Source organism: Faecalibacterium sp. IP-1-18 (genome assembly GCF_023347355.1).
Taxonomy (GTDB): domain Bacteria; phylum Bacillota; class Clostridia; order Oscillospirales; family Ruminococcaceae; genus Faecalibacterium; species Faecalibacterium prausnitzii.
This window is the reverse complement of sequence record NZ_CP094472.1, coordinates 2497414-2514266: the sequence shown is the minus strand read 5'-3', so window position 1 is coordinate 2514266 and position 16853 is coordinate 2497414. Positions and strand designations below refer to the sequence as shown.

The 16853-nt window shown below is 51.6% G+C and carries 13 protein-coding genes and 2 pseudogenes; all 15 read left to right on the top strand.

The window, feature by feature from the left end; translation table 11 throughout:
- Nucleotides 1-78 precede the first annotated feature (78 nt).
- The 15 genes and pseudogenes from ltrA (at nt 79) to MTP43_RS14515 (ending at nt 16852) form a co-directional block, all read left to right on the top strand.
- The gene (gene ltrA, locus MTP43_RS11980; protein WP_249234858.1) at nt 79-1743 is read left to right on the top strand and encodes a group II intron reverse transcriptase/maturase; all 1665 of its coding nucleotides are present in this window, start codon (nt 79-81) and stop codon (nt 1741-1743) included.
- A 113-nt stretch (nt 1744-1856) separates the two neighbouring features.
- A pseudogene (locus tag MTP43_RS11975) lies at nt 1857-2984 on the top strand (VirD4-like conjugal transfer protein, CD1115 family); the annotation flags it as partial.
- A gap of 219 nt (nt 2985-3203) precedes the next feature.
- Entirely contained in the window at nt 3204-3422 is a 219-nt protein-coding gene (locus tag MTP43_RS11970) for a Maff2 family mobile element protein (protein WP_003525154.1), read from the top strand.
- Between the two features lie 69 nt (nt 3423-3491).
- Nucleotides 3492-4361, top strand: coding sequence for a VirB6/TrbL-like conjugal transfer protein, CD1112 family (locus tag MTP43_RS11965; protein WP_002592890.1), 870 nt, complete (start codon nt 3492-3494; stop codon nt 4359-4361).
- A 20-nt stretch (nt 4362-4381) separates the two neighbouring features.
- On the top strand, nt 4382-4837 hold the full coding sequence (locus MTP43_RS11960) for a PrgI family protein (RefSeq protein ID WP_249234857.1): 456 nt from the start codon (nt 4382-4384) through the stop codon (nt 4835-4837).
- Nucleotides 4794-7196 (top strand): VirB4-like conjugal transfer ATPase, CD1110 family, encoded by a 2403-nt coding sequence (locus MTP43_RS11955; protein WP_249235196.1) that lies wholly within the window; start codon nt 4794-4796, stop codon nt 7194-7196. Before MTP43_RS11960 ends, MTP43_RS11955 begins: the two co-directional genes overlap by 44 nt.
- Entirely contained in the window at nt 7196-7576 is a 381-nt protein-coding gene (locus tag MTP43_RS11950) for a DUF3851 domain-containing protein (protein ID WP_430472362.1), read from the top strand. The genes MTP43_RS11955 and MTP43_RS11950 overlap by 1 nt, the downstream gene beginning before the upstream one ends.
- Nucleotides 7569-9305: a C40 family peptidase gene (locus tag MTP43_RS11945; protein WP_249234855.1), complete on the top strand. Its 1737-nt coding sequence runs from the start codon at nt 7569-7571 to the stop codon at nt 9303-9305. Before MTP43_RS11950 ends, MTP43_RS11945 begins: the two co-directional genes overlap by 8 nt.
- A gap of 29 nt (nt 9306-9334) precedes the next feature.
- Nucleotides 9335-9586, top strand: coding sequence for a DUF4315 family protein (locus tag MTP43_RS11940; protein ID WP_249234854.1), 252 nt, complete (start codon nt 9335-9337; stop codon nt 9584-9586).
- Nucleotides 9576-10331, top strand: a complete 756-nt coding sequence (locus tag MTP43_RS11935) for a DUF4366 domain-containing protein (protein WP_249234853.1) — start codon at nt 9576-9578, stop codon at nt 10329-10331. The genes MTP43_RS11940 and MTP43_RS11935 overlap by 11 nt, the downstream gene beginning before the upstream one ends.
- Nucleotides 10328-10522, top strand: a complete 195-nt coding sequence (locus MTP43_RS11930; RefSeq protein ID WP_062807353.1) for a hypothetical protein — start codon at nt 10328-10330, stop codon at nt 10520-10522. The genes MTP43_RS11935 and MTP43_RS11930 overlap by 4 nt, the downstream gene beginning before the upstream one ends.
- Nucleotides 10519-11211, top strand: coding sequence for a hypothetical protein (locus MTP43_RS11925; protein ID WP_062807352.1), 693 nt, complete (start codon nt 10519-10521; stop codon nt 11209-11211). Before MTP43_RS11930 ends, MTP43_RS11925 begins: the two co-directional genes overlap by 4 nt.
- Nucleotides 11192-13291, top strand: coding sequence for a type IA DNA topoisomerase (locus MTP43_RS11920; protein ID WP_249234852.1), 2100 nt, complete (start codon nt 11192-11194; stop codon nt 13289-13291). Before MTP43_RS11925 ends, MTP43_RS11920 begins: the two co-directional genes overlap by 20 nt.
- On the top strand, nt 13288-13566 hold the full coding sequence (locus MTP43_RS11915) for an immunoglobulin (protein ID WP_097785476.1): 279 nt from the start codon (nt 13288-13290) through the stop codon (nt 13564-13566). Before MTP43_RS11920 ends, MTP43_RS11915 begins: the two co-directional genes overlap by 4 nt.
- A 6-nt stretch (nt 13567-13572) precedes the next feature.
- Nucleotides 13573-16852: pseudogene (locus MTP43_RS14515) on the top strand (YodL domain-containing protein).
- Nucleotide 16853: the final 1 nt, after the last annotated feature.

The window sequence follows — 16853 nt, the reverse complement described above, 5'->3', positions numbered from 1 at the left end:
CACGCGAAAGCGGGCTGACTTCCAGCAGGTCTATCTTTACGAGAGAATTTACAGAACTTTTGAGAGGAGGAATCGCAAATGAACAGAAAACTGTGTGCGCCTGCTGACAAGGCACAAAGCTGGGAATCCATTGATTGGAAAAAAGCGGAGGCCTATGTTAAAAAGCTGCAAATGCGTATCGTAAAGGCTCAAAAAGGCGGTCATTACAACAAGGTGAAATCTCTGCAATGGCTGTTGACGCACTCTTTCTATGCCAAGGCATTGGCGGTGAAGCGTGTGACAAGTAATAAAGGCAAAAATACCGCTGGTGTAGACCATGAATTATGGAAAACGCCAAAAGGCAAATTCGAAGCGATTGACAAACTCAAACGCCGGGGCTATCAGCCCCAACCTCTCAGACGGGTGTACATCCCGAAGAAAAACGGAAAATTACGCCCGCTGAGTATCCCAACGATGACAGACCGCGCCATGCAGACATTATATAAGTTTGCATTGGAACCATTGGCAGAAACTCTGGCAGACCCGAACTCCTACGGCTTTAGAATTGGAAGAAGCACACACGATGCTATCGGGCAATGCTTCAACGATTTGTGCAGAGCCGGTTCCCCTCAATGGCTTTTGGAGGGAGACATTAAGGGTTGCTTTGACCACATCAGCCATAACTGGCTGCTGGCAAATATCCCAATGGACAAGGAAATGCTCGAAAAGTGGCTGAAATGTGGCTTTGTGGAGACCAAAAAGCTCTTTCCAACAGAGGAAGGAACCCCACAGGGCGGCACAATATCGCCAGTCTTGATGAACATGACCTTAGACGGTCTGGAGCGGATTCTAAAAGAAAGATTCCCTATGAGACGGACGGTGGCAGGTAAAACTGTTTACGACCAGATTAACTTCGTGCGATATGCCGACGACTTTATCGTTACCGGAAAAAGCCCGGAAACTCTACGTAACGAGGTTATCCCGCTCATCAAAGACTTTCTGGCGGAACGCGGCCTGCAACTCTCCGAGGAAAAAACGGTAATCACACATATCAGCGACGGTTTTGATTTTCTTGGACAGAACGTTCGGAAATACAACGGAAAATTGCTCATTAAGCCGTCAAAGAATGCGATAAAATCCTTCCTCAAAAAAGTGCGGACTATCGTTAGGGAGAACAAAACAGCCACACAGGACTTGCTCATTCGCAAGTTAAATCCTGTCATTCGTGGTTGGGTCAACTACCATCGCTATGTAGTTTCTGCGGATATTTTTGGATTGGTTGACCACAGGATTTTCGAGTGCCTATGGAGGTGGGCTTGCCGCAGACACAAGCGAAAAGGTAGGAAATGGATTGCCAACAAATACTGGCACCATATTGATAACCGAACGTGGACGTTTGCAACAGAGCCTGCTTTCCGCGGTAAAGATTTCGATGAAAAATACCTCAAGCTGGAATACGCGGCAAATACTAAAATCATCCGATTCAGGAAAATCGCCGCCGAAGCTAACCCATTCGATGAAAAATGGACGGGATATTATGAGGAACGTGACGGAGAAAGAATGCTGAACAGTACCAAAGGACGGGAGAAACTCGTTAAAATCTGGAACAACCAGAAACGGTGCTGCCCTGTATGCGGAGAAAGAATTACATCCGAAACAGGATTCAAGACGCATTTTAACACCGAAAACAACAGGAAATGGCCCGCTATTATGGTACATCCCTGGTGTCACCGAAATCTGCATGAACCAGGTTACTTGATTTGAGCCGGGTTTCGTTTTATACGAGGCCTTACGATAGGCTTGAGCCGTATGACGGGAAACTGTCACGTACGGTTCTTAGGGGAGGGGCTGGCAGTAATGCCAGTCTCTTACCCGACATCCATAGCGAAAAGGACATCTTGAAGCTGGTCACAACGCTGATCGCCAATACCAAAGGCGAAGGCAAGGCCGGGGACGATTTTTGGGTCAAAGCAGAGACCTTGCTGTATTGCGCGCTGATTGGGTATATCCACTATGAGGCTCCGGTGGAGGAGCAGAACTTCTCCACCCTCATTGAGTTCATCAACGCCATGGAAGTCCGTGAGGATGACGAGGAGTTCAAAAACCCCGTGGATCTGATGTTTGATGCACTGGAAGCCGAGAAGCCAAACCACTTTGCGGTGCGCCAGTATAAGAAATATAAGCTGGCCGCCGGAAAAACAGCCAAGTCGATTCTTATTTCTTGTGGTGCGCGCCTTGCCGTATTCGACATTGCAGAGCTGCGTGAGGTCACAGCTTATGACGAGCTGGAGCTGGACACTCTGGGAGACCGGAAAACTGCCCTGTTCCTCATCATGAGTGATACGGACGATAGCTTTAACTTCCTAATTTCTATGTGCTACACCCAGCTGTTTAATCTGCTTTGCGAAAAAGCCGACGATGTGTATGGCGGCAGGCTCCCAGTCCATGTGCGCTGTCTCATTGACGAGTGCGCCAATATCGGGCAGATCCCTAAGCTGGAAAAGCTGGTGGCAACCATCCGAAGCCGTGAGATCTCCGCCTGTCTGGTGTTGCAGGCGCAGAGTCAGCTCAAGGCGATCTATAAGGACAACGCGGATACCATCATCGGCAACATGGATACTTCCATCTTCCTGGGCGGTAAGGAGCCGACCACCCTCAAGGAGCTGGCTGCCGTGCTGGGCAAGGAAACCATCGACACCTACAACACCGGAGAGAGCCGTGGCCGGGAAACTTCCCACTCTCTCAACTATCAAAAATTGGGGAAAGAGCTGATGAGCCAGGATGAGCTTGCTGTTATGGATGGCGGCAAGTGTATCCTCCAGCTGCGCGGTGTGCGGCCATTCCTTTCGGATAAGTACGACATTACCAAGCACCCCAATTTCAAGTACACTGCCGACGCGGATGACAAGAACGCTTTTGACATTGAAGCATTCCTGTCCGCAAGGCTGAAACTCAAGCCCAATGAGGTCTGCGATGTATATGAAGTAGACACAAAGGGCGCTTAACTTCGTTCCGCTTTTGAAGGGAGTGATCTTATCTATTCGCCGCATCTGCCCTCTACGGGCCATTGGCGTACAAAGCGGACAATCGCAAGAAAAAATAATGAAAAAGGAGGACAGCCGGAATCATGCCCCCGAAACCCGGGCGGCAGATTGTTCCGGCTTTTGTATGCCTATGAAACATGACAAACCTATTTTTTAATCAGATTCCGGCTAACAAACTATATGGCATTTTTTGAACAGGCAATCACCGTTCTTCAGACCCTCGTTATCGCGCTCGGTGCCGGTCTCGGTATCTGGGGCGTTATCAACCTGCTCGAAGGTTACGGCAACGACAACCCTGGTGCAAAATCCCAGGGCATGAAGCAGCTCATGGCCGGCGCTGGTGTAGCCGTAGTCGGCATGGTTCTTGTACCTCTGCTCTCCGGGCTTTTCTCTGTCTAAGCGTCCCTGTATGAAATCCTTGCCGCTCCCGCAGTTTTGCGGGGGCGGCGGAAAGGAGGTTGACACCGTATGGATTTCTTACTTGAAGCCCTGACAAATTGGCTGAAAGAAATGCTGGTGGGCGGTATTATGAGCAACCTTTCGGGGATGTTTGACAGCGTAAACCAACAGGTCGCGGATATATCCGTACAGGTAGGACAGACCCCGCAGGGATGGAATGGCAGTATTTTCAGTATGATTGAGAATCTGTCCAACTCCATCATGGTGCCGATTGCAGGCGTGATCCTGGCTATCGTGATGACCGTAGACCTGATCCAGATGATCGCAGACAAGAACAACCTGCATGATGTGGACACCTGGATGATTTTCAAGTGGGTGTTCAAATCAGCCGCTGCCATCCTCATTGTCACAAACACATGGAATATCGTGATGGGCGTCTTTGATATGGCGCAGAGCGTGGTGGCACAGGCGGCAGGGATCATCGGTTCGGATGCGTCCATTGACATTTCCTCAGTTATGACCGATTTGGAACCAAGGCTAATGGAAATGGATCTGGGGCCGCTGTTCGGGCTTTGGTTCCAATCCCTCTTTATCGGCATTACCATGTGGGCGCTGTATATCTGTATCTTTATCGTCATTTATGGCCGTATGATCGAGATTTACCTTGTGACTTCGGTGGCTCCCGTTCCAATGGCTGCCATGATGGGCAAGGAATGGGGCGGTATGGGACAGAACTACCTCCGTTCCCTGCTGGCGCTGGGCTTTCAGGCGTTTCTCATCATCGTCTGCGTGGCAATTTATGCTGTGCTGGTGCAGAACATCGCTCTGGAAGATGACATCATCATGGCGATCTGGAGCTGCGTGGGTTACACCGTACTGTTGTGCTTTACGCTGTTCAAAACCGGAAGCCTTGCAAAATCAGTCTTTCAGGCGCACTAAAACGGAAGGAGGTTTCCACATTGGCTTATGTACCCGTACCCAAAGATTTAACCAAAGTCAAAACCAAGGTCATGTTCAATCTGACCCGAAGGCAGTTGGTCTGCTTTACCGCCGGGGCGCTTGTAGGCGTACCGCTGTTCTTTTTGCTCCGTGAGCCTGCGGGAAACAGCATGGCCGCCATGTGTATGATGCTGGTCATGATGCCCTTCTTCCTGCTGGCAATGTATGAAAAGCATGGACAGCCCCTGGAAAAGATCGTCGGCAACATTCTCAAAGTGGCTGTGATCCGTCCCAAGCAGCGTCCCTACCAGACCAATAACTTTTATGTCGTATTAAAGCGGCAGGAAATGCTCGATAAGGAGGTGTATGACATTGTTCACCGCAATGAAAAGCTGGCTGCGCCGTCTGCTGGGAAAACCGGAAGAAAAGACCGTGCAGCCGGTAAAGACAAAGAAAAAGCTGTCCCGCGCCGATAAGAAGCAGATCGAAGCGGCCATTGCCCGCGCCAACCGCACGGACAAAAAAGGAAAATCGGCACAGGACAGTATCCCCTATGAACGGATGTGGCCGGACGGGATCTGCCGTGTATCGGATAGCCACTACACAAAGACCATTCAGTTTCAGGACATCAACTATCAGCTCTCCCAAAATGAAGATAAGACCGCGATCTTTGAGGGCTGGTGTGATTTCCTCAATTATTTCGACAGCTCGATTCACTTCCAGCTGTCTTTTTTGAACCTTGCGGCATCAGAGGAGACCTTTGCAAACTCCATTTCCATCCCTCCCCAGGGGGATGCCTTTGACAGTATCCGTGAGGAATACACCACGATGCTGCAAAATCAGCTGGCCAGAGGGAACAATGGTCTCATCAAGACCAAATACCTGACCTTTGGTATCGACGCGGACAGCATCAAAGCCGCCAAGCCCCGCCTGGAGCGTATTGAGACCGATATACTCAATAACTTCAAGCGTCTTGGTGTAGCCGCCAGAACACTGGACGGTAAGGAAAGGCTTTCTCAGCTTCATGCGGTATTCCACATGGATGAACAGCTCCCGTTTCAGTTTGAATGGGACTGGCTGGCCCCTTCCGGCCTATCTACCAAGGACTTCATCGCACCAAGCTCCTTTGAGTTCCGCACCGGCAAGCAGTTCCGTATGGGCAAGAAATACGGGGCTGTTTCTTTTTTGCAGATCCTTGCACCGGAGCTGAATGACCGTCTGCTGGCTGATTTTCTAGATATGGAAAGCTCGCTCATTGTGAGTATGCACATTCAGTCGGTGGATCAGGTGAAAGCCATTAAGACGGTAAAGCGTAAGATTACCGACCTGGACCGCAGTAAGATCGAGGAACAGAAAAAAGCAGTCCGTGCCGGATACGACATGGACATCATTCCCTCTGACCTTGCCACCTACGGCAGTGAGGCGAAAAAGCTGTTGCAGGATTTGCAGAGCCGAAACGAGAGAATGTTCCTTGTCTCCTTTTTGGTGCTGAACACAGCGGACAATCCCCGTCAGCTTGGCAACAACATCTTTCAGGCAGGCTCTATTGCCCAGAAGTATAACTGCCAGCTGACCAGGCTGGACTTCCAGCAGGAAGAAGGGCTGATGAGCTGTCTGCCTCTGGGACTCAATCAGATCGAGATCCAGCGAGGGCTGACCACCAGTTCTACGGCTATCTTTGTACCATTCACCACACAGGAATTATTCCAGAACGGCAAAGAGGCGCTGTACTACGGCATCAACGCCCTGTCCAACAACCTCATCATGGTGGACCGAAAGCTGCTGAAAAACCCCAACGGCTTGATTTTGGGTACGCCGGGTTCCGGTAAGTCTTTCAGCGCCAAGCGTGAGATTGCCAACTGCTTTTTGCTTACCAATGATGATGTCATCATCTGTGACCCGGAAGCAGAGTACGCACCTCTGGTGGAGCGTCTGCATGGGCAAGTCATCAAGATCTCGCCCACCTCAACCAACTACATCAATCCGATGGACCTGAACCTGGACTATTCGGATGATGAAAGCCCGCTGTCCCTCAAGTCTGACTTTATCCTCAGCTTGTGTGAGCTGATCGTGGGCGGTAAGGACGGATTGCAGCCGGTGCAGAAAACCATTATTGACCGTTGTGTACGGCTGGTTTACAACGAATATCTCAATGACCCAAAGCCGGAGAATATGCCGATTTTGGAGGACCTTTATAACTTGCTGCGGGAGCAGGAAGAAAAAGAAGCTCAGTACATTGCAACGGCATTGGAAATCTATGTAACGGGTTCTTTGAATGTGTTCAATCATCAGAGCAATGTGGACATTGATAACCGGATTGTCTGCTATGACATCAAGGAACTGGGCAAGCAGCTCAAGAAAATCGGTATGCTGGTGGTACAGGATCAGGTGTGGAACCGCGTTACCATCAACCGTGCCGCTCACAAGTCTACCCGCTACTACATCGACGAGATGCACCTGCTTTTGAAGGAGGAGCAGACCGCCGCCTATACGGTGGAAATCTGGAAGCGATTCAGAAAATGGGGCGGTATTCCGACAGGTATCACCCAGAATGTCAAAGACCTTTTGAGCAGCCGCGAGGTGGAAAATATCTTTGAAAATTCCGACTTCGTGTATATGCTCAACCAGGCAGGCGGAGACCGTCAGATCCTCGCCAAGCAGCTGGGTATTTCCACACACCAATTATCTTATGTGACCCACTCCGGTGAGGGCGAGGGCCTGCTGTTTTATGGCTCTACAATCCTGCCTTTCGTGGATCACTTCCCGAAGAATACCGAGCTTTACCGCATTATGACCACCAAACCCCAGGAACTGAAAAAGAAGGAGGATGAATGATGATGAACCCCAACATTTTGAATAAAAATCCGCTGATGTTTTTTGACAGGGCGGTAAATGCCCAGCGCAGCCAGCTGCTTACAGTCATGGCCGATGCGGTAAGTGAGTGTCGCACGGCGGCAGATCAGGCAGCCGAACTGAATGAGACCGGTCAGGTGGGGCTGCTCCGTCTGGCAGAGGTCTGGAGCGCCATCCGTGCCAAGGAAGGTATGGGGGGTCTGGTTCTGAAAGGAACCGAAGCGAAGATCCTGTCCGATGTGGTGGCACAGTTTTATGCCTACCTGTCCGGCTGTATGTTCAACGATCCTGTGGGAATGGCCATTTATGTAGAGCTGCACTACATGATGTCCTCCCTCATGCTGGGAGAATGGTTTGAATAAGGAACCGCGCCTGCGCTTTACTGATGAGGAACGGTCTGACCCTGCACTGGAAAAGCCGATCCGTAAAGCGGAGAAAGCTGCGGCCAGAGCAGATAAGGCGCAGGCAAATATCCCAAAGAAAAAGGTCAGGCAGACGGTCATTGACCCAGATACCGGAAAAAAGACCTCGAAGCTGACCTTTGAGGACAAGAAAAAGCCACCCTCCAAAGTTTCTCAAGGAGTCAGGGAAGCTCCCGTCCATCTGGTTGCGGGCAAGCTCCACAAAGAGATCCGGGAAACAGAGCAGGACAATGTGGGCGTGGAAAGCGCCCACAAGTCTGAGGAGGCGGTGGAGACCGGCGCTTATCTGGTGCGGGAGGGCTACCGTAGTCACAAGCTGAAGCCGTACCGCAAAGCAGCCCAGGCAGAGCGTCAACTGGAAAAGGCTAATGTAAATGTCCTGTACCAGAAATCTTTGCAGGAAAATCCTCAGTTTTCCAGCAATCCTCTTTCCCGCTGGCAGCAAAAGCAGGCCATCAAAAAGCAGTATGCCGCCGCCAAGCGCACCGGTCAGACTGCCGGAAATACCGCCCAGGCTGCGTCCAAAACAGGAAAGGCCGCAAGGACGGTAAAAGAAAAGGCACAGCAGGCAGGGGCATTCGTCATGCGCCACAAGAAGGGCTTCCTGATCGCAGGAGTTTTGTTCCTCATCGCCTGTATGCTGATGAATACCATGTCCTCCTGCTCCATGATGGCGCAGAGCATCGGTTCCGTTCTCTCCGGCACCACCTATCCGTCAGATGACCCGGAAATGCTGGCGGTGGAGGCAGATTATGCAGCCAGAGAAGCCCAGTTGCAGGAGGAAATTGACAACATCGAAAACAGCCACCCAGGGTATGACGAGTATCGCTATGACCTTGACATGATCGGCCATGACCCGCATGAGCTGGCGGCATTTCTCTCTGCTGTCTTGCAGGGCTATACCCGGCAAAGCGCCCAGGCAGAGCTGGCGCGTGTGTTTGCAGCACAGTATCAGCTGACGCTTACCGAGGAAGTGGAGATCCGCTATCGCACGGAGACCTCCACCGACCCGGAGACCGGCGAGACCACCTCAGAAGAAGTCCCCTATGAGTATTACATTCTGAATGTGAAACTCACCAGCAAGCCCATTTCCGCTGTGGCGTCGGAGCTATTGACCCCGGAGCAGATGGAAATGTATCAGGTCTACCGACAGACCACGGGCAATAAGCCGCTGTTGTTTGGCGGCGGTTCCCCTGATACCAGCGGCTCGGAAGATTTGTCCGGTGTGCAGTTCATTAACGGCACCCGCCCCGGCAATCCGCAGCTGGTGGAACTGGCGAAAAGTCAGGTGGGCAATGTGGGCGGTTATCCCTACTGGAGCTGGTATGGCTTTGACAGCCGCGTGGAATGGTGCGCTTGCTTCGTATCCTGGTGCTATAACCAAGCAGGAAAAAGTGAGCCGCGCTTTGCAGGCTGTGAGTGGCAGGGTGTTCCGTGGTTCCAGTCTCATGGACAGTGGGGCGCACGAGGATATGAGAACATCGCCCCCGGTGATGCCATTTTCTTTGATTGGGATCTGGATGGTTCCGCAGACCATGTGGGAATTGTTGTCGGCACCGATGGCAGCCGTGTTTATACCGTGGAGGGAAATTCCGGTGATGCCTGCAAGATCAAGAGTTATGACCTGAATTATCAAAGCATTAAGGGCTACGGCCTGATGAACTGGTAACCGAAATTTATTAGAAGGAGTGATAGACGATGGCAAAGAACAAAATTGAGCGCATTGACCAGGAGATTACAAAGGTCCGTGAGAAGATCGCAGAGTATCAGGAAAAGCTCAAGGCGCTGGAGGCACAGAAAACCGAGGCAGAAAATCTGGAGATCGTTCAGATGGTGCGCGCACTGCGTATGACCCCGGCTCAGCTGAGCGTCATGCTGTCCGGCGGCGCAGTTCCCGGCAGTATGGTGGATGACAACAACGAACAGGAGGAAAACAGCTATGAGGAATAAAGGATTGCTCCGAACACTTTCCGCCCTTTGCCTGACGCTGGTTCTGGCATCGGGCTTTACCGTTCCCGCTTTTGCCCAGGGCGCAGCGCCGCCCCCGGCAGAGGATACCACCAATGACAGCAATGTGGTGGTGGAAGAACCCGAAAAAGCACCTGCGCTGACCCCGGAGGGTAACGCCGCTCTGGTGGATGATTTTGGTGGCAATAAGCAGCTCATTACTGTTACCACCAAGGCAGGCAACTATTTTTATATCCTGATCGACAGGGTCAACGAGGATAAAAAGACTGCTGTTCACTTTCTGAACCAGGTGGATGAAGCAGACCTGATGGCGCTGATGGAAGATGGAAATGCCAAAGAGGAGCCGCCTGCGGTGTGCAGCTGCACAAAGAAATGTGAAGCAGGGGCAGTCAATACGGCCTGCCCGGTCTGTGTAACGGATAAGAGTAAATGTACGGGAAAAGCACCGGAACCTCCGGCAGAAACACCGGAGCCGGAAAAAGAGAAGCCTGCCGGACTGAACCCGGCTGCGCTGATCCTTCTGCTGGCTCTATTGGGCGGCGGTGGCGTATTTGCCTATTTGAAGCTTGTTAAGAACAAGCCTAAGACCAAGGGGAATGACAGTCTGGACGATTATGATTATGGCGAGGAAGATTCCGAGGAATGGGAAACCGAGGATGAGGAGTCGGACGAGCCTGACGCTGACGGGGGCAGCGCAGAAAATGATGACGAGGACAGCATGAAATGACCCGTTTCACAGACAGTCCCTATGAACGCATGATGACACGCAGGCCGGAGGGCGGGAAGAAAACTTCCCGTCCTCCTTCTTTACCCCCAAGCCACCCCTGTTATGGCTGCGGGAATTATGGAAGTCCCTGCGTAGGCGTCTGCCACCGGGAAATGGAACGATGGCTCAAAGAAAGGAAACGAAAAAAATGAGTGTTCTGATTATATTTATCAAGCTGATTGTTGTTTTTGACCTGCTGGTGATCGCCGTGTATTTTGGCGGAGACATTCTTTCTACCATGTTAAACAAACTTCGGAGAAAAGCAAAACAGGAAGATTCCTTTGACTTTTCTCAGGATGCCGTGATGGTTTCATTATCCATAGATTCTGTCCGTCAGCTTTATTCCGGTGACGCGGCAGATTTTGTGGAAGATAAGATTCTGCCAAATGCGGAGAAAACGATGGCTGTTTTGACGGACCAGGAACAGGCAGCAGCCCGTCTGCTCTTATCTGCCCTGATCGGTTTTCTTGCAGCAGAAGCTCCTATGGATGAACAGAGCTTTCCTATGGTAATGGAACTTCTGAACTGTATGGAGGGTGAAAAAGAGGATGGTTGTCAGGATGCAGTAGAAAGTTTGCTTGAAGATGCTGTCCGCAATACCCACCGCCATGAAGAATATTACAGCAATTATCAACGCTACCAGCTGATGCAGGTGGATAAAACTCGTGTCATTTTGGCTTGCCGCATCATCATCAATGACCTGCTGGGGAAACTGTACCGCTATGACTACCGGTTTGGTTATAACCTGCTTCTGGATGAGGAAAACAGCATTGAGAAAAAACTGCACACGCCTGTGCGGGAAGAATGGGAGGTTGAAGAATATGAAGCTGGTGATTGCTGAAAAACCATCAGTTGCCCAGAGTTTGGCGGCGGTGATCGGTGCAACTGCCCGTAAGGACGGGTATCTGGAGGGCAACGGCTGGCGTGTCAGCTGGTGTGTGGGCCATCTGGCCGGTCTTGCGGACGCAGACAGCTATGACCCCAAGTACGCAAAGTGGCGATATGATGACCTGCCTATTCTGCCGGAGCATTGGCAGATGGTGGTGGGAAAGGATAAGAAAAAGCAGTTTGATATTCTCAAAAAGCTGATGAACGCCCCGGATGTGACGGAGGTGGTAAATGCCTGTGATGCCGGACGCGAGGGCGAGCTGATTTTCCGCAGCGTCTATGAGCTGGCAGGCTGTCAAAAACCGATGAAAAGGCTCTGGATTTCTTCGATGGAGGACTCCGCCATAAGGGAGGGCTTTGCAAACCTGCGCCCCGGTGCGGACTATGACGGACTTCGGGATGCTGCCCTCTGCCGTGCCAAGGCCGACTGGCTGGTGGGGATCAATGCCACAAGGCTTTTTTCCGTGCTGTATCACCGCACACTCAACATCGGGCGTGTTATGTCCCCAACGCTGGCACTCATTGTCCAGCGAGAAGCTGAGATCGACACCTTTAAGCCGGTTCCCTTTTATACCGTGGCGCTGGAGCTGCCCGGTCTTACCGTATCCGGGGAGCGCATGGCGGATAAGGCCGCTGCCGAGCAGCTGAAAGAAGCCTGTCAGGGTGCAGCTGCCACGATCAAAAAGGTGGAGTGCAAGGAAAAGTCCGAAAAGCCGCCTGCCCTCTATGACCTGACTACTCTGCAAAGAGATGCCAACCGCCTGCTTGGATTTACAGCCCAGCAGACCCTGGACTATCTGCAAAGCCTGTATGAAAAGAAGCTCTGCACCTATCCCCGTACTGACAGCCGCTATCTGACTGGCGATATGGCAGACAGCCTGCCGGTGCTGGTGAATCTGGTTGCCAATGCTATGCCGTTTCGCAAAGGGATCGCCATTACCTGTGATCCGCAGACGGTCATCAACGATAAGAAAGTAACCGACCACCACGCAGTAATCCCTACCAGAAATCTCAAGGATGCAGACCTTTCTGCCCTTCCTGCGGGAGAAAAAGCGGTGCTGGAGCTGGTGGCCCTGCGTCTGCTGTGCGCCGTAGCCCAGCCCCATATCTATTCGGAAACCGTTGTGATTGCAGCGTGTGCCGGTGGGGAGTTTACCGCCAAAGGAAAAACGGTGAAGCATCCCGGATGGAAGGCTCTGGAGGACGCTTACCGTGCCAAAATGAAGGATGCAGAGCCGAAAAAAGAGGGCGCAGAGAAAGCCCTGCCGGAGCTGACTGAAGGACAGACCCGTTCGGTTGCTGCTGCAATCATCAAAGAAGGCAAAAGCAGTCCGCCCCAGCACTTTACAGAGGACACCCTATTGTCCGCGATGGAGACTGCCGGAAAAGAGGATATGCCGGAGGATGCCGAGAGAAAAGGTCTGGGGACACCGGCCACCCGTGCCGGTATTTTGGAAAAGCTGGTATCTGCCGGTTTTCTGGAACGAAAAAAGAGCAGGAAAACGGTGCAGCTTCTCCCTTCCCACGATGCAGTCTCCCTGATCACCGTTCTGCCGGAACAGCTGCAATCGCCGCTTTTGACTGCCGAGTGGGAGTACCGCCTGGGCGAGATCGAGCGCGGGCAGCTTGCCCCGGAGGAGTTTCTGGACGGGATCAGCACTATGCTGGGAGACCTGGTGGGAACTTATCAGGTCATCAAGGGAACCGAGTACCTGTTCGCTCTGCCCCGTGAGGTGGTGGGCAAATGCCCTCGCTGCGGCGGTGAAGTTGCAGAACTGCAAAAAGGCTTCTTCTGTCAGAGCAAAGATTGCAAATTTGCAATCTGGAAAAATAACAAATGGTGGACCGTCAAGAAAAAACAGCCCACCAAGGCTGTGGTGACGGCACTGCTCAAAGATGGCCGCGCAAGGATTACCAGCTGTTATTCCGAAAAGACCGGTAAGACCTACGATGCCACTGTGGTTTTGGAGGACGATGGACAGTACGCCAACTTCAAGCTGGAATTTGACCAGCGGAAAGGAGGCAGCCGATGAAGCTCTCTTTAGTGGAACGGGAAACCATTCTCCTCTATAACCAGGCAGAACCAATGGCTGAGGTCTACACCCACGATCCCCGCCTGATGGAGAAACTGGAACTGCTGGCAAAAAAGCACCCCGACCAGATCATCCGAAAGGACGCCCATAACTTTACCGTCCCCAAGCGGTGTGTATCTGTCCGGGAACCATACAGCGCCGAGCGCCGCAAAGCTGCCAGTGAGCGTGCGAAAGCCGCCGGATACCAGCCCCCTGTGAAAAAGTCCGGCAGTTAAAGGCACATGGCAGAGAATGTATTTGAAGCGGTCAAGCAGTCGGTCAGCACCAGAGAAGCGGCAGCGTTTTATGGGATCGAGGTCAAACGAAATGGTATGGCCTGCTGTCCCTTTCACGATGATAAGAACCCCAGCATGAAGGTAGACCAGCGGTTCCACTGCTTTGGCTGCGGTGCAGATGGGGATGTGATCGACTTTACCGCAAAGCTCTTTAACCTCTCCCCAAAAGAAGCGGCGGAGAAACTGGCACAGGACTTTGGCCTGATCTATGACAGTCAGGCCCCGCCCCGCAGGAGATATGTCCGGCAAAAAACCGAGGTGCAGAAGTTTCGGGAGGACCGGCAGCGGTGTTATCGCGTACTGTCCGATTACTACTATCTGCTGAAAAAATGGGAAGCCGACCGTTCTCCCAGGACACCGGAGGAAGAACCGCACCCCCGTTTTGTGGAAGCAATCCAGAAGAAAGCCTATGTAGAGTACCTGCTGGACCTTTTTCTTTATGAAAGTGAAGCAGAACAAAAGGCATGGATTGCAGAACACACAGCAGAAATCACACACTTGGAAAGGAGATTGAAAATCATGGCTGAGAATAAACCCACCAACCGAGAACGGCTAAGGGAAATCACAGATGGCATCGAGCAGGGCATCAAAGAACTGTTTGAGAGCGAAAAGTATATGCGCTATCTGTCCGTCATGTCCCGATTTCACCGCTATTCGGTAAACAACACCATGCTCATCTATATGCAGAAGCCGGATGCCACTTTGGTAGATGCAGAAGCCGGATGCCACTTTGGTAGCCGGATACAATAAGTGGAAAGACCAGTTTGAGCGTCATGTAAAAAAGGGCGAGCATGGCATTACCATCATCGCCCCTACACCGTATAAGAAGAAAATCGAGGAGCAGAAGCTGGACCCGGATACCAAGGCTCCGATTTTGGATAAAGACGGAAAGATCGTTACAGAGGAAAAAGAAATCGAGATTCCCATGTTTCGTCCGGTCAAGGTCTTTGATGTGAGTCAGACCGACGGGAAACCTTTGCCGGAGCTTGCTTCCTCCCTTTCCGGAAATGTACCCAATTATGAGGCATTCATGGAGGCCCTGTGCCGTAGTGCGCCGGTGCCAATCACTTTTGAAGCAATGGCCGCCGATACGGACGGCTATTTTTCTGCCGATCATCAGAAAATCGCCATTCGTCAGGGTATGAGTGAGGTGCAGACGGTTTCGGCCACAGTACACGAGATTGCCCACAGCAAGCTCCATGATCCTAAAAAATATGAAATGCTACCGTCATGGAAGGTTGTGCTGGAGAGTGAAGGTGGAACCAAGCATGATTTCAAGCTGGATTTTGCCACAGAAAGAGAAGCTGAACAGTTTGCTTCTGATATGGATTGGCGCTATGTGGACGAAAATCAGTTTGAATGGCGTCTTGCAGTTGAGGAAGATCCAACCGCAGAAAAACAGGCAATCAAAAATCGCCACACGGAGGAAGTGGAGGCTGAAAGTATCTCCTATGCGGTCTGCAAGTATTTTGGCATCGAGACCGGAGAAAACAGCTTCGGCTATATTGCAAGCTGGAGTCAGGGCAAGGAACTGAAAGAGCTGAGAGCCAGTTTGGAGACCATCAATAAGACCTCCGGCACTTTGATCTCTGACATTGAACGCCACTATAAGGAAATCTGCAAAGAGCGTGGAATTGACCCCAATGCAAAGGCAGAGCCGGAAACCGCCCCGATAGAGCAGCCGACCGGCAATCTAACCTACTATGTAGCAGAGTGCATGGAGTTTCCAAACCTCGGAGAATACCACGATAACCTGTCTTTGGAGGAAGCGGTTCGCATTTATCAGGAAATTCCGGCAGAGCGAATGAACGGGATCAAAGGAATTGGTTTTGAGCTGAAAGACGGAAGCGACTATGAAGGACCGTTTCCGATTTTGACCGGGCAGACCATTGACCTGGATACCATCCAGGCAATCGACTATTACCGTGACAATCCGCTGGTACAGAAAGCGGTAAAGGAACTGGCTGCGGCCATGCCGGAAATGGAGGTGCTGGGGGCGGACGCCAACCAGCAGGAGGCTTTGTTTCTGATCGACGATGCCACCTATCTTCATATCCAGCCCTGTGACAGCGGCTGGGACTACACCCTTTACGATGTTGCATCCATGAAAGAGCTGGATGGCGGTCAGCTGGATATGCCGGAGCTTTCCCGCATGAAGGCAGTTCTTCAGATTTGTGATGACAACGATTTGGGCAAAGACTCGGTAAAATACGCACCGTTGTTCATGATCGAGACCTTGCAGGAAGCTGCCTATCAGCAGATGCAGGCAGAGGCCAGTCAGATGGCTACTTCTTCCCAACTGCCGGAAGCACAGGAGCAGGCACTGGATGAATACCCCATGCCCGATGAGCAGGTCTCCACACCGGATATGCAGGAATACGGATACTCATATGATGGGATGCTCCCTGTTACCAGAGAACGGGCGCTGGAACTGGATGCCGCCGGTTTGACTGTCTATGTGCTGCATGAGGACAATACGGAGAGCATGGTGTTTGACCCACAGGAGATCATGGAGCATGGCGGTCTTTGCGGTGTGGACCGTGAGGAATGGGAGAAAAGCCCTCAGTTCCATGAAAAGGTCATGGAGCGTCAGGAACATCAGCAGGAACGAGAACAGGCATTTCTCTCCCAGAATAGAGATTGCTTTGCCATCTATCAGGTGAGCCGTGACGATCCGCAGAATGTGCGCTTTATGAATCTGGACTGGCTAAAGTCCCTTGATATTTCCATAGACCGCAGCAATTATGACCTAATCTACACCGCTCCGCTGAGTGAGTCTAGCACTGTGCCGGAGCAGCTGGAAAAACTCTATCAGCAATTCAATCTGGAAAAACCCGTGGACTTTCACAGCCCCTCCATGAGCGTCAGTGACATCGTTGCGATCAAGCAGGACGGTAAGGTATCCTGTCATTACTGTGACAGCGTTGGTTTTACCCAGATCCCTGGATTCTTTTCGCAAAATCCACTGAAAAATGCGGAGATGGCCGTGGAGGACGATTACGGCATGATCGACGGTATCATCAACAATGGTGCAAAAGAGCCTACGGTGGCAGAGCTGGAACAGCAGGCCCGAAGCGGTCAGCCCATTTCCCTGATGGACTTGGCTGATGCCGTTCATCGGGAGGAACGGGAAAAGAAAAAGTCCGTTGTGGATCAGCTGAAAAGCCAGCCCAAAGCAGAACACAAAAAGACAGCACCCAAAAAGAGTACGGAAAGGGAGATTTGAT

What these genes read in the sequence shown, in the direction of transcription:
- ltrA (WP_249234858.1), top strand. Translation starts at nt 79, where the DNA reads ATGAACAGAAAACTGTGTGCGCCTGCTGACAAGGCACAAAGCTGGGAA.
- MTP43_RS11970 (WP_003525154.1), top strand. Translation starts at nt 3,204, where the DNA reads ATGGCATTTTTTGAACAGGCAATCACCGTTCTTCAGACCCTCGTTATC.
- MTP43_RS11965 (WP_002592890.1), top strand. Translation starts at nt 3,492, where the DNA reads ATGGATTTCTTACTTGAAGCCCTGACAAATTGGCTGAAAGAAATGCTG.
- MTP43_RS11950 (WP_430472362.1), top strand. Translation starts at nt 7,196, where the DNA reads ATGATGAACCCCAACATTTTGAATAAAAATCCGCTGATGTTTTTTGAC.
- MTP43_RS11940 (WP_249234854.1), top strand. Translation starts at nt 9,335, where the DNA reads ATGGCAAAGAACAAAATTGAGCGCATTGACCAGGAGATTACAAAGGTC.
- MTP43_RS11935 (WP_249234853.1), top strand. Translation starts at nt 9,576, where the DNA reads ATGAGGAATAAAGGATTGCTCCGAACACTTTCCGCCCTTTGCCTGACG.
- MTP43_RS11930 (WP_062807353.1), top strand. Translation starts at nt 10,328, where the DNA reads ATGACCCGTTTCACAGACAGTCCCTATGAACGCATGATGACACGCAGG.
- MTP43_RS11925 (WP_062807352.1), top strand. Translation starts at nt 10,519, where the DNA reads ATGAGTGTTCTGATTATATTTATCAAGCTGATTGTTGTTTTTGACCTG.
- MTP43_RS11920 (WP_249234852.1), top strand. Translation starts at nt 11,192, where the DNA reads ATGAAGCTGGTGATTGCTGAAAAACCATCAGTTGCCCAGAGTTTGGCG.
- MTP43_RS11915 (WP_097785476.1), top strand. Translation starts at nt 13,288, where the DNA reads ATGAAGCTCTCTTTAGTGGAACGGGAAACCATTCTCCTCTATAACCAG.